The organism is uncultured Sphingomonas sp. (assembly GCF_913062585.1).
Lineage (GTDB): Bacteria > Pseudomonadota > Alphaproteobacteria > Sphingomonadales > Sphingomonadaceae > Sphingomonas.
In genome coordinates, this window is sequence record NZ_CAJXWX010000012.1 from 71,745 (window position 1) to 84,463 (window position 12,719).

The 12,719-nt window shown below is 67.3% G+C and carries 12 protein-coding genes; 9 read left to right on the forward strand and 3 right to left on the reverse strand.

From position 1 onward, the window contains the following. Window positions 1-75: 75 nt before the first annotated feature. Window positions 76-348, reverse strand: coding sequence for a UvrB/UvrC motif-containing protein (locus QZ546_RS09930; RefSeq protein WP_294236649.1), 273 nt, complete (start codon window positions 346-348; stop codon window positions 76-78). Window positions 349-363: 15 nt separating this feature from the next. Beyond that, complete coding sequence (gene mnmA, locus QZ546_RS09935) at window positions 364-1,500, reverse strand: tRNA 2-thiouridine(34) synthase MnmA (RefSeq protein WP_294236651.1); 1,137 nt, start codon at window positions 1,498-1,500, stop codon at window positions 364-366. A gap of 170 nt (window positions 1,501-1,670) precedes the next feature. Here mnmA and QZ546_RS09940 point away from each other — a divergent pair, with 170 nt between their 5' ends. The 3 genes from QZ546_RS09940 (at window position 1,671) to QZ546_RS09950 (ending at window position 2,691) form a co-directional block, all read left to right on the forward strand. Further along, window positions 1,671-1,901 (forward strand): hypothetical protein, encoded by a 231-nt coding sequence (locus tag QZ546_RS09940; protein WP_294236653.1) that lies wholly within the window; start codon window positions 1,671-1,673, stop codon window positions 1,899-1,901. Between the two features lie 95 nt (window positions 1,902-1,996). Continuing rightward, window positions 1,997-2,296 (forward strand): DUF1153 domain-containing protein, encoded by a 300-nt coding sequence (locus QZ546_RS09945; protein ID WP_294236717.1) that lies wholly within the window; start codon window positions 1,997-1,999, stop codon window positions 2,294-2,296. Window positions 2,297-2,433: 137 nt separating this feature from the next. Continuing rightward, window positions 2,434-2,691 (forward strand): GlsB/YeaQ/YmgE family stress response membrane protein, encoded by a 258-nt coding sequence (locus QZ546_RS09950; RefSeq protein ID WP_042483991.1) that lies wholly within the window; start codon window positions 2,434-2,436, stop codon window positions 2,689-2,691. 117 nt (window positions 2,692-2,808) lie between these two features. Here the strand turns inward: QZ546_RS09950 and QZ546_RS09955 are convergent, their stop codons facing one another. Further along, window positions 2,809-3,558, reverse strand: coding sequence for an SIMPL domain-containing protein (locus QZ546_RS09955; RefSeq protein ID WP_294236655.1), 750 nt, complete (start codon window positions 3,556-3,558; stop codon window positions 2,809-2,811). Between the two features lie 205 nt (window positions 3,559-3,763). Between QZ546_RS09955 and QZ546_RS09960 the strand changes: the two genes are divergently transcribed. The 6 genes from QZ546_RS09960 to QZ546_RS09985 all read left to right on the forward strand — a co-directional run bounded on the left by QZ546_RS09960 (window position 3,764) and on the right by QZ546_RS09985 (window position 12,705). Next, a complete protein-coding gene (locus QZ546_RS09960) occupies window positions 3,764-4,942 on the forward strand; it encodes an efflux RND transporter periplasmic adaptor subunit (RefSeq protein WP_294236719.1) in 1,179 nt (392 codons plus the stop codon). A 1-nt stretch (window position 4,943) separates the two neighbouring features. Beyond that, window positions 4,944-8,150 (forward strand): efflux RND transporter permease subunit, encoded by a 3,207-nt coding sequence (locus QZ546_RS09965; protein ID WP_294236657.1) that lies wholly within the window; start codon window positions 4,944-4,946, stop codon window positions 8,148-8,150. Window positions 8,151-8,416: 266 nt separating this feature from the next. Further along, entirely contained in the window at window positions 8,417-9,622 is a 1,206-nt protein-coding gene (locus QZ546_RS09970) for a DUF445 domain-containing protein (protein WP_294236721.1), read from the forward strand. A gap of 97 nt (window positions 9,623-9,719) precedes the next feature. Further along, the gene (locus QZ546_RS09975; protein ID WP_294236659.1) at window positions 9,720-10,826 is read left to right on the forward strand and encodes an ABC transporter permease; all 1,107 of its coding nucleotides are present in this window, start codon (window positions 9,720-9,722) and stop codon (window positions 10,824-10,826) included. Continuing rightward, window positions 10,826-11,743, forward strand: coding sequence for an ABC transporter ATP-binding protein (locus tag QZ546_RS09980; protein ID WP_294236661.1), 918 nt, complete (start codon window positions 10,826-10,828; stop codon window positions 11,741-11,743). The genes QZ546_RS09975 and QZ546_RS09980 overlap by 1 nt, the downstream gene beginning before the upstream one ends. Continuing rightward, on the forward strand, window positions 11,743-12,705 hold the full coding sequence (locus tag QZ546_RS09985) for an MlaD family protein (RefSeq protein WP_294236663.1): 963 nt from the start codon (window positions 11,743-11,745) through the stop codon (window positions 12,703-12,705). The genes QZ546_RS09980 and QZ546_RS09985 overlap by 1 nt, the downstream gene beginning before the upstream one ends. Window positions 12,706-12,719: the final 14 nt, after the last annotated feature.

Sequence of the window (12,719 nt, forward strand, 5' to 3'; positions counted from 1 at the left end):
GGACTGGCATCTATAAGCCTGCCCTTTCACTCCCCCTTCTATAAGGAGCAATGGATTGGGCAGGCTTCTGAAGCGTCATTTTTGACGCCGCCCGCGCCCCTTGGTCATCGGGTCGGGCTTTTTGGGCGGCACCCAGCCTTCGGGCCGCTCGGGGCGGGACTGGCTGGTGCCCAGCCCCATGGCGCCCGGTTGCTGGCGGGTGAGGCCGCTGGTGTCGACGTCCGCATCCGCCGCCCCGCCGCGCAGCAGGGTGATGCGGTCGCGCAAGGCCCGTGCTTCCTCGAAGTCCAGGCGCTCGGCGGCCGCTTCCATCTGGCGGCGCAGCTCTTCGATATTCGGGCCGGTCATGGACCGGTCAACGCCTCAGGCGGCGATGCGTGCCGCCTCGGTCTCGGCGATCCAGCCGCCGCCCAGCACCCGGTCGCCATCGTACAGCACGGCCGCCTGGCCCGGCGACACGCCATATTCGGGTGCGTCGAAGACCAGCCGATCGCCGACCATGTGCGCGGGCACGGGCTTGGCCATCGAGCGGACCTTGGCGAAGAGCGGACCGTCCAGCGGCCCCAGCACGTTCATGCCGGTCAGCCGCGCCGCCTCCACCGCCAGCGCGGTGCGCGGGCCGACGACGACGCGTTTCGTCTCGGGCTCCAGCCGCACGACATAGAGCGGCTCGGGGCTGCCGCCGATCTCCAGCCCGCGCCGCTGGCCGACCGTGTAATGGATCAGCCCGCGATGCTCGCCCAGCTTCACGCCGGACAGATCGACGATATCGCCGCGCGTATCCGATTCCGGACGCAATTTCTTGACCAGCCCGGCATAGTCGCCGTCCGGCACGAAGCAGATGTCCTGGCTGTCCGGCTTGGCCGCGACGCCAAGCCCCAGCTCGGCGGCGATCTCGCGCACCCGCGACTTCGGCAGCGCGCCGAGCGGGAAGCGCAGGAAGTCGAGCTGGCCTTGCGTCGTCGCGAACAGGAAATAGCTCTGGTCGCGCGCCGGATCGGCCCCGCGATGCAGCTGCGCGCCGCCCCCGCCCCCGCCGCCGCTCATGCCCTCGACCCGGCGGACATAATGGCCGGTCGCCAGGCAATCCGCACCCAGGTCGCGGGCGAGCTTCAGCAGGTCGGTGAATTTCGGCCCCATATTGCACTGGACGCAAGGGATGGGGGTGCGCCCGGCCAGATATTCGTCGGCGAAGCGATCGACCACCTGGGTGCGGAAACTGTCCTCATGGTCGAAGACATAATGCGCGATGCCCAGCCGGTCGCAGACCGCGCGCGCGTCGCGAATGTCGCGGCCCGCGCAACAGGCCCCGGCGCGGCCCACCGCCTCGCCATGGTCATAGAGTTGCAGCGTGACGCCGATCGTCTCGGCCCCGGTGGCATGGGCGAGCGCGGCCACCACCGAACTGTCGACGCCGCCCGACATCGCCACCACGATGCGCCGCGCCCGGGGATCGCCCCCAAGCTGAAAATCCACCATCTGCTCCATGGGGCGCTCCATACGCCTTTCCGCCCGCGCTTGCAAAGAAGCGGAGCCGGAAACGGGCGGGGCGACCGATGCAGCGGCGTGACAGGTGTGTGGAAAAAAGGCGACCTGCTTTCCGGCCTTTACCCGGCTTTCATATCCGACCGATAACAGGGGGGCTCACCAGTCGGGATTGGATCGCGCTTTTGGACCTCAGCTTCAACCGGTTTGATCGGGATACCGAACTCACGGTGTTGCCGCTCGACCTGGCGGTGCTGATGGTCGTCGCGACCGCGCGGCAGGCCGCCAGCCGGACCGCCGCGGTCCAGGCCGGATTTACCCGCGATGCCCCTGCCACCAGCCTGTTCGCCCCGATCGACGGGGCGTTCAACGGGCCTATGGCACGGGCCCTCGCACGGTGGGGCAGGCATGAATGACGCGTTAACCTTTCGATTTTAGGCGATGTTCAAGGGCCCGTGATATGAAGGGCCAACAGACGACATGGGGTAGGGAGCCCCAGTGAGGTTGCATGATGATCGAGAACCAGAAGATCCGTCCAACAAAGGTTATCGGGCCACTCGGCGAACCGCTGACGCTCGAAAGCCTGCCCCCGCCCAGCACCACCCGCTGGGTCGTCCGTCGCAAGGCGGAGGTGGTCGCGGCCGTCAATGGCGGCCTGCTGTCGGTGGACGAGGTGTGCGAGCGCTATGGCCTGACCGTCGAGGAATTCGCCGGGTGGCAACGCGCGATCGACCGGTCGGGCATGCCCGGCCTGCGCGTCACCCGCATCCAGCATTATCGCTCGCTCTACGAACGCCAGCAAAAATACTGAAGGCCCGATAAAAACGATCGCATCATTGACTTTGTGAAAACGGTTCATCGAATCGACGGTACGGGGACGGAACAATAACCGGTATTCGCACGTCTTTCCCCCGTGTCCCGCTCGCGGGCCCAACGGAGGGAAAGACAATGGGTATTATCCTGTGGCTTATCGTCGGTGGTGTCATTGGCTGGCTGGCCAGCATCATCATGCGTACTGATGCTCAGCAGGGCATCTTCCTGAACATCGTCGTCGGCGTGGTCGGCGCATTCATCGGCGGCCTCATCTTCGCCGGTGGTTCGATCAACAACGCTGGTCTGACGCTGACCTCGTTCCTCGTTTCGCTGCTGGGCGCCGTCGTCCTGCTGGCGATCGTGAACCTCGTTCGTCGCGGTCGGGTGCGCTAAGCACTCACACGCTCAGAGCGGAGCCAGAAAGGGCCGTCCGGGAAACCGGGCGGCCTTTTTGCTGTTTCGGGTATGGTGAAAGGGGCCGCACACATAGCGGCGCGGCCCCGATCCGTATCAGCCCAGCAGGAAGCGGACCGAGACGTTGACGGTCACGTCGCGTTCGCCCGGCGCGATGCTGGTCTTTTCCATGGCGTCGCTACGGGCCGCCATCGCGCGGATCATCATCGGGCGTTCCGGGCCGCCGGCATCGGCGCCATTCTCGGTGATCGACACGATCCGCACGACCCGCATCCCCGCCGCCTTGGCATAGAGTTCGGCCCGGGCGCGGGCGCGCTGGATGGCGTCGGTCCGGGCCTCGTCCAGCGCGGCGTCGGGCTTGTCGATCGACAGATTGGGGCCGTCGATCTGGTTCGCCCCCTGCGCGACCAGCGCATCCAGGATGCTGCCCGACTTGGCGACGTCGCGGAATCGGATGCTGAGCGTGTTGGTCGCCTGATAGCCGGTGATCGTCGGCGGGACATTCTCTCCATAGCGATATTGCGGCTGGAGTTGGACGGTCGCGGTCTGCAGGTCGCGGTCGGCAACCCCGGCGCGCTTCACCGCCGCCAGGACGCGCGCCATGCGCTGGGCATTGTCGCTCAGCGCGGCGGCGGCGGTCGTCGCCTGGCTGACCACCCCGGCGCGAATCGTCGCCAGGTCGGGCACGCGGGTCGTGCGCCCCTCGGCCGAGATGTCGAGGATCGTGCCCGTAGCGGGGATCAGCGGCTCGACGGTGGTCGGCGTGGGCGCCGCCTGGGCCAGTGCCGCGCCGGGCAGCAGCGCCGCCGGTGCCAGCGTGACGGCGAGCAGGAACTTGTTCATCATCTTCTCCCTTCGATGAGGCCAATGCTTTGGCGAGCCTCGGCAAAACGTGCGATGAACGCGCCGGAATCATCTTAGAGCCGCCTCAATTCGGGCGTAGGCAAAGATACTTGTACCTAGTGATATATTTCTATAACACAGCGGCGATGGGTGCATCCTGTGCGCTATTTCGCGCAATGGGAATGCGGGACGGGGATCGGTGACGAACATGAATTACGAGACGGGCGCGATCGGTGGCGGGCATCAGCTGGGTCTGGAAGGCCCCGTGCCCCAGCGGCGGCGCCGCTGGATCGGCGTGGTCGTCGCAGTCATCGTGGTGGCCGTGCTCGGCTGGATGTTCTTCGCCCCCAAGAAGCATGACGCGGGGCAAGGCGCCGGTGCGGGGACGCAGGTGCCCAACATCACCGTCGTCGTGCCGGGCCAGCAGGCGGTCAGCCGTGTGATCTCGGCCACCGGCACCCTGGCCGCGCGCCGCGAAATGCCGGTCGGCGTGGCGGGCGAGGGCGGGATGATCACCCGCGTCCTGGTCGAGCCGGGCCAGTGGGTCCGCGCCGGGCAGGTGCTGGCCACCGTCGACCGGTCGGTCCAGACCCAGACCGCGTCCGCGCTGAACGCCCAGATCGCGGTGGCGCAGTCGGACCAGCGGATCGCGCAGGCCGAACTCGATCGCGCCCAGCAGCTGGTTGATCGCGGCTTCATCTCGAAGGCCGATCTTCAGCGTCGCGCGGCGACCCGCGATGCCGCCGCCGCGCGCGTCCGCCAGGCCCAGGCCTCCTATAAGGAAGCGCTGGCCCGTAACGGTCGCCTCGACATCCGCGCGCCCGCCGAAGGCCTGATCCTGACCCGTGCGGCCGAGCCGGGCCAGATCGTCAGCTCGGGCTCGGGCGTGCTGTTCCGCATGGCGATGGGCGGCCAGATGGAGCTGCGCGCGCAGCTGGCCGAAACCGATCTGGTCGGCCTGGCCGTGGGTTCGCCCGCGACCGTGACGCCGGTCGGCGGCGACAAGAGCTTCCAGGGGCAGGTGTGGCAGGTGTCGCCGGTCATCGACCCGCAGACACGGCAGGGCGTGGCACGCATCGCCCTGTCCTATGACCCGGCGCTGCGCCCGGGCGGCTTTGCGGCGGCGACGATCCGTGGCGGTGCGGGCCATGCGCCGGTCCTGCCGGACTCGGCGATCCAGAGCGACGACAAGGGCAGCTTCGTCTATATCGTGGGCCCCGACAACAAGGTGGCGCGTCGCGACATCAAGATCGGGCAGGTGTCGGATAGTGGCGTGACCATCGCCTCCGGCCTGACCGGCAACGAGCGGGTGGTGCGCTCGGCGGGCGGCTTCCTGGCGGCGGGCCAGCTGGTTCGTCCCATCCTGGCTGGCTCGGAGGCCAAGTAAGATGAGTTTCCGCAACATCTCGGCCTGGGCGATCCGGAACCCCGTTCCGCCGATCGTCCTGTTCGTCGCGCTGACGCTGGCGGGGATCGTCAGCTTCATGCGGATGGACGTGAACAACGACCCCGATATCGACTTCCCGATCGTCGTCGTCGTCGTCAGCCAGCCGGGCGCGGCGCCGACCGAACTGGAGACGCAAGTCACCCAGCGGGTCGAGGCGGCGCTCAGGAACTTGCAGGGCGTCGACCAGATCACCTCGACCGTGACCGAGGGCCAGTCGCAGACCCTGGTCCAGCTCGATATCGGCACGCCGATCGACCGCGCGGTCAGCGATGCGCGCGACGCGATCACCCAGATCCGCTCGATGCTGCCCGACGGCATTCTCGAGCCGCAGGTCATTCGCGTCGATTCGACCGATAACGACCTGGCCAGCTATTCGGCGGTCGCGTCCAACATGACGCCCGAACAGCTCAGCTGGTATATCGACAACAATGTCACCAAGGAGCTGTTGTCGGTTCCGGGGCTGTCCAAGGTCATCCGCAATGGCGGCGTAACGCGCGAGATCCGCGTGATCCTCGACCCGCTGAAGCTGCAGGCGCAAGGGCTGACCGCCAGCGAGGTCAATGCGCAGCTGCGCATGACCAACCTGAACGCCGCCGGTGGCCGTGCCGAGATCGCCGGCACCGAACAGGCGGTCCGCGTGCTGGGCAATGCGCGCAATGCCTATGACCTGGGCCAGACCCAGATCAACGTGCGCGGCGGCCGTACCGTGCGGCTGGCCGACATCGCCACCGTGCGCGACCTCTATGCCGAGCGGCGCTCGCAGGCGGCGGTCAATGGGCAGCAGGTCATCAGCTTCGACTTCCAGCGCGCGAAGGGCGCCTCGGACGTCAGCGTCTATAACGGCGCGGTCGAGAAGCTGAAGGCGCTGGAAAAGCGCAATCCGGAGGTGCACTTCGTCCTCCGCTCGAACAGCGTGAAATATACCGAGGCGCAATATGAAAGCGCCATCCATGCGATGATCGAGGGCGCGGTGCTGGCCGTCATCGTCGTCTTCATCTTCCTGCGCGACTGGCGCGCGACGGTGATCTCGGCGCTGGCCATCCCGCTGTCTGCGATCCCGGCCTTCTGGTTCATGGACCTGCTGGGCTTCACACTGAACCAGATGACGCTGCTGGCGCTCAGCCTGGTGGCGGGCGTGCTGGTCGACGATGCGATCGTGGAGATCGAGAATATCGTGCGCCATATGCGCATGGGCAAATCCGCCTATCAGGCGTCGATCGACGCGGCGGACGAGATCGGGCTGGCGGTGCTGGCCACCACCATGGCGATCGTCGCGGTGTTCCTGCCCGTCGCGCTGATGCCGGGCGTGCCGGGCCAGTATTTCAAGAATTTCGGTCTGACCGTCGTCGTCTCGGTGCTGATGAGCCTTGCCGTCGCGCGTCTCATCACGCCGATGATCGCCGCCTATTTCCTGAAGTCGGCGGGTCACGCCAGCCATGGCGAGGGGCGTCTGATGGACGCCTATATGGCGACGCTGCGCTGGTCGTTGCGCTATGACCGGCCGACCGATGGGGTGCGGCGCGGCGTCGTGCGGCGCTTCTTCGGCCGGTTCCGCGACCATCGCCTGTGGGTGATCGGCATCGGCTTCGGCGCCTTCGCCCTGACCGTGGCGATGTTCGCGATCATCCCCAAGACCTTCCAGCCGCCGCAGGACAATGACCAGGCGGTCGCCAAGATCGAGATGGTGCCGGGCACGACCCTGGGCCAGACCGATCAGGTCGTGCGCCAGGTCGCGGCCTTCCTGAAGAAGCAGCCGGACGTCGAATCGGTCTATTCGCGCACCGGGGTCGGCAATGGCCGCGTGGTCGCGACGCTGAAGGAGGATCGCTCGATGAAGAGCACCGACTTCGAACGCTCGCTGGCGCCGGAACTGGCCGCGATCCCCGATGCGCGCGTGACTTTTCAGTCGCAATTCGGCTGGGGCTCGAGCGGGCGCGACCTGACCATCACGCTGGGCGGTGACGATCCGGCCGTGCTGCGCGACACCGCGAACAAGATCGTGCAGCAGATGGGCACGCTGCCCGGCCTGATCGCGCCGCGTATCGTCGGCAATGTCGATCGGCCGGAAATCGTCATCCGTCCGCGCCTCGACCTCGCCGCCAATCTGGGCGTGACGACCCAGGCGCTGTCGAGCGCGATCCGCATCGCGACGCTGGGCGATATCGACCAGAACTCGGCGCGCTTCTCGCTGTCCGACCGTCAGGTGCCGATTCGCGTCGCGCTGGACCAGAATGCCCGCGCGCGCATGTCGACGATCCAGAACCTGCCGGTGCAGACCCAGACCGGCGGCTCGGTGCCCTTGAGCGTCGTGGCGGACATCGGGCTGGGTGCAGGCCCGACCCAGATCGACCGCGTGAACCAGCGGCGGCAGGTGACGGTCGGCGCCGACCTGGCCAAGGGCGTCATCAGCGGCGATGCGATGAAGAAGGTTCATGACCTGCCGATCATGAAGAACCTCCCCATGGGCGTCAGCGAGATGGTGCTGGGTCAGGCCAAGATGCAGGCGGAGATGATGAAGAACTTCTTCACCGCCATCATCTCGGCGGTGTTTCTGGTCTTTGCGGTGCTGGTGCTGCTCTATCGCCGCTTCCTGCCGCCCTTCGTCAACATGGCCTCGCTGCTGCTCGCGCCGCTGGGCGGGTTGCTGGCGCTGTATTTCAGCGGCAATCCGCTGTCGCTGCCGGTCTATATCGGGTTGCTGATGCTGCTCGGCATCGTCGCCAAGAACTCGATCCTTCTGATCGACTTCGCGCTGGAGGAGATCGCGAAGGGTGTGCCGATCCGCGAAGCGGTGCTGGATGCGGGTCACAAGCGCGCCCAGCCGATCGTGATGACCACGGTCGCGATGGTCGCGGGCATGATCCCGACCGCATTGTCGCTGGGCGGCGACGGATCGTGGCGTAGCCCGATGGGCGTGACCGTGATCGGCGGCCTGACCCTGTCGACGGTGCTGACCCTGTTGATCGTGCCTGCCGCGTTCAGCCTGGCGGTGGGCGTCGAGCGCTGGATCGGCCCGCGCCTGGGCAAGCGACTGCTGACCTACAAGCCCGGCGACGAGCTCGGCGGCGGGCCGGTGATCGAGGGGCCGGCCGGTGGGCCGGCCTTGCCGCCCGCGACCGGCAAGCTGGGCTACGATCCGGCGGAGTGAAATCCTCCCCGGAACGGGGAGGGGGACCGCCGCAAAGCGGTGGTGGAGGGGGATAGCCGCAAGGGGTGCCCAATGGGGATGCCCCCCTCCGTCAGGGCTTGCGCCCTGCCACCTCCCCTTGCAGGGGAGGAATGGAAAGCGCCCCGTTTCGTTACGCTCGGGAAAGATTCTTCTTGAACAAAGTCGCGTCCCGCGAATTGTCATGGGTGATGGAACTCGCAATGCGATTGGGGGGTAGCCAGCCCGTTCCAGCCGCCCTGCGAAAGATGCGGGCGGTGGCGACCGGGCTGTTGGTCAGCATGGCGGCGCTGTATCTGGTGTCGCGCACGATGCAGCCGGTCCATCCCGCATGGGGTTATGTCCGATCCTTTGCCGAGGCGGCGATGGTCGGTGGACTGGCCGACTGGTTCGCCGTCACCGCGCTGTTCCGCCATCCGCTGGGCCTGCCGATCCCGCACACCGCGATCGTGCCGCGCAACAAGGACCGGATCGGCGACACGCTGGCCAATTTCCTGCGCACCAATTTCCTGATCCCGCGCGTCGTGGCGCGTCGGATGCACCGGCTGGACGTGGCGGGTGCCGCCGGCCGCTGGCTGGCGCAGCCGCCGCAGGAGGGTGGGCGAATCCGTCGGGGGGCCTCGCGCCTGTTTGCCGAGATGCTGACCGCCTTCGATCCGCAGCGGCTGGGCGGCATGGTCAAGGCGGGGATCGCCGGGCGGCTGCGCGCGACCGAGGTGTCGCCGATCCTGGGCCAGTTGCTCAAGGCCAGCATCGCGCAGGGACGGCACCTGCCGCTGCTCGACTCCGTCCTGCGCTGGGCGGCGTCGGCGCTGGATGCCAATGAGGCGATCGTGCGCAACATGGTGCATGAGCGGGCCGGGGCGATCCTGCGCTGGACCGGGCTGGACGAGACGCTGGCCGACAAGCTGATCGACGGGCTGCACAAGCTGCTCCACGATGTCGCCGAGGATCGCGAGCATCCGCTGCGCCAGAAGATCGAGGAGGGGCTCGATCGCCTCGCCTGGGACCTGCAATATGACCGCCGGACCCGCGAGCGGGTGGAGGCGATGAAGGCCGAGCTGATCGCCAACCCGGCGATGCAGCGCTGGCTGGACGGCCTGTGGGAACAGGCGCGTGAGGCGCTGCTGCGCATGGCCCGAGATCCGCAGGCGGTGACCGCCGGACGGCTGGGCGAGACGCTGCGCCAGCTGGGCCAGACGCTTCAGGACAATCCCCGGCTGGCCGCGACGATCAACCGCTTCGTGCGTCGTGCCGTCGCCGGGATCGCGGCGGATTATGGCGATGGCATCGTCCGGCTGGTGTCGGAAACGGTGCGCGGCTGGGACGCCGATACCGTGACGGCGCGGCTGGAGAATGCGGTGGGTCGCGACCTGCAATATATCCGGATCAACGGGACGCTGGTCGGCGGCAGCGTCGGCCTGATCCTGCATCTGCTGGATCGTCTGCTATGAAAACGTCACTTGTTCGTCTAATTAATGCGGTCAGTCGATTCGTCGCGGATAGGAAGCGCCTTGTCGATGCCCCCGCTTTCCCGCAAAGAGGCAGGTGATGAACGCCAAGGCCGATTATCAGCACGATGCGGCAGACGGTGGGGCCCTGCGCTTCACCGGCAGCCTGTCGCTGGCGACGCTGGGCGACCTGCCCGAGCGGCTGGATCGCGAGGATGCGGCCGTCCGGCGGATCGACCTGTCGCAGGTCGAGCGGATCGACACGGTCGGCGCCTGGCTGATCCACCGTTTCGCCGCGCGCAACCAGGCCGAGATCGAGGGGCTGGACGACGACCAGCGGCATCTGTTCTCCAAGGTCACGGAGGCGGACCAGCCGGTCGCCATGCGGCCCAAGGCGATCAGCCCCTTTTCGCGCGTGGCAGGCGAGGTCGGCGACGCGGTCGTCACCGCTTTCCAGACGCTCTACGGTCTGCTCGGCTTTCTCGGCGCCACCACGCTTGCCGGGCTGGCCGTGATCCGGCACCCGCGCCGTTTCCGCTTCAACGCGGTGGTGCATGAGTTCGAGACGGTCGGCGTCTCCGCGCTGGGCATCATCGGTCTGATGAGCTTCCTGATCGGCATCGTGATCGCGCAACAGGGCGCGGTGCAGCTTCGCCAGTTCGGTGCGGAGGTCTTCACCATCAACCTGGTCGGCCGCCTGACGCTGCGCGAGCTGGGCGTGCTGATGACCGCGATCATGGTCGCGGGGCGGTCGGGCTCGGCCTTTGCGGCGCAGCTCGGCACGATGAAGCTGACGGAAGAAATCGACGCGATGCGCGTCATCGGCGTGTCGCCGATGGAGGCGCTGGTCGTGCCGCGCACCTTGGCGGCGGTGACGCTGATGCCGCTGCTCGGCTTTTATTCCTCGCTGATCGCCATCATCGGCGGCGGCTTTCTGGCGGCGGTGTCGCTGGGCATTCCGCCCGTCACCTTCGTCTCGCGCATCCGCGAAGTCGTGCCGATCACCGACCTGTATGTCGGCCTGATCAAGGCGCCCGTCTTCGGCGCGATCATCGCGATCGCGGGCTGCTTCCAGGGGATGCAGGTCAAGTCCGACGCCGAACAGGTCGGCCTGCGCACCACCGCCGCAGTGGTGCAGGCGATCTTCCTGGTGATCGTGCTCGACGCGTTCTTCGCGGTCTTCTTTACCTGGATCGGATGGGATTGATGGCCGAGCAGGAGGATATCCTCATCCACATCCGGGGCCTGCGCAACAGCTTCGGCGAGCAGGTCATCCATGACGGCCTCGACCTCGACGTGCATCGCGGTGAGATTCTGGGCGTGGTCGGCGGGTCGGGCACCGGCAAGTCGGTGCTGATGCGCACGATCATCGGCCTGCAGACGCCTGACGCGGGCGACATCACCGTGTTCGGTGAACCGACCATCGGCCGCGACGCGACCGAGGCGGTCGATGTGCGCAAGCGCTGGGGCGTGCTGTTCCAGGGCGGGGCGCTGTTTTCGACGCTGACCGTTGCCGAGAATGTCGCGGTCCCGTTGCGCGAATTCTACCGCGAGCTGCCCCAGGCGCTGATGGACGAGATCGCGTCCTACAAGGTCGTGATGACCGGCCTGCCTGCCGATGCGGGGCCCAAATATCCGGCCGAGCTTTCGGGGGGCATGAAGAAGCGGGCAGGGCTGGCGCGTGCGCTGGCGCTCGACCCGGAACTCCTGTTCCTCGACGAGCCGACCGCGGGCCTCGATCCGATCGGCGCGGCGGCGTTCGACCAGTTGATCGCCTCGCTCCAGAAGACGCTGGGGCTGACCGTCTTCCTGATCACCCATGACCTCGATACGCTCTATGCGATCTGTGACCGGGTGGCGGTGCTGGCCGACAAGAAGGTGATCGCGGTCGGCACGATCGACGAGCTGATCGCGCTCGACCATCCGTGGATCGAGGAATATTTCAAGGGCCCGCGCGGCCGCGCCGCCATCGCCGCGAAGGACGAGGTCGCCGATATCCGGCCCCGTTCGGCCGATGCCGACGCCGCGCGCCACCCCACCGAAGTCGAAACCCACGCCACCGGCCAGCATAGCCAGGGGAGTGCGGCCGATGCCCATGCGAGAGGCGAAGCAGGGACACGCTGATGGAAACCCGTTCGAACCACGTCCTAGTCGGCTCTGTCGTGCTGATCCTGCTCGCAGTGCTGGCCATCTTCACCGTCTGGATCGCCCGTCTGGGCGGCACGTCGGAGAAGGAATATGACATCTTCTTCCGCCAGTCGGTGGATGGCTTGGCCAAGGGCTCGGCGGTCACCTATTCGGGTGTGCCCTCGGGCCAGGTGAAGGAAATCGCGCTGTGGCGCCCCGATCCGCAGTTCGTGCGGGTGCGCGTCGCAGTCAACGACCAGACGCCGATCCTGCAGGGCACGACCGCGTCCATCTCGGCCAGCTTCACGGGTACCAGCACCATCTCGCTGGACGGCGCACGCAAGGGTGCACCGCCGATCACCTGCCCGACGCCCGAGAACCGGACCGTCTGCCCCTATGGCGTGCCGGTCATCCCGACCAAGCAGGGCGGCATCGGCGCGATCCTGAACTCCGCGCCGCAGCTGCTGGAGCGGTTGTCGACCCTGACCGAGCGGCTGACCGGCCTGCTCTCGGATCGTAACCAAGCGTCGATCGCGGGTATCCTCGACAATACCAACCGCCTGACCGATGCGCTGGCCGATCGCGGGCCCGAGATCGCGGCGACGCTGGCCCAGACCCGCGTGGCGATCCAGCAGGCGGGCGACGCGGCGCAGTCGATCGGCCAGCTGGCGGCGACCACCAACGGCATCCTGGCCGAGGATGTGAAGCCGACGATCGCCAATCTGAACCGTACGATCGCCTCGGCGCAGAAGAGCGCGGACACGCTGAATGCGGCGATCGGCGATGCGCGGCCGGGCCTGCAGACCTTCTCGAAGCAGACCGTGCCGGAGGTGGATCGTCTGGTGAAGGACCTGCGCGTGATGACCCAGTCGCTGTCGGCAGTCGCCGAAAAGGTCGACCAGCAGGGTGCAGGGTCGCTGATCGGGCAGCAGAAGCTGCCGGACTATAAGGGCAAGTGAGGAAGCCGATGAGG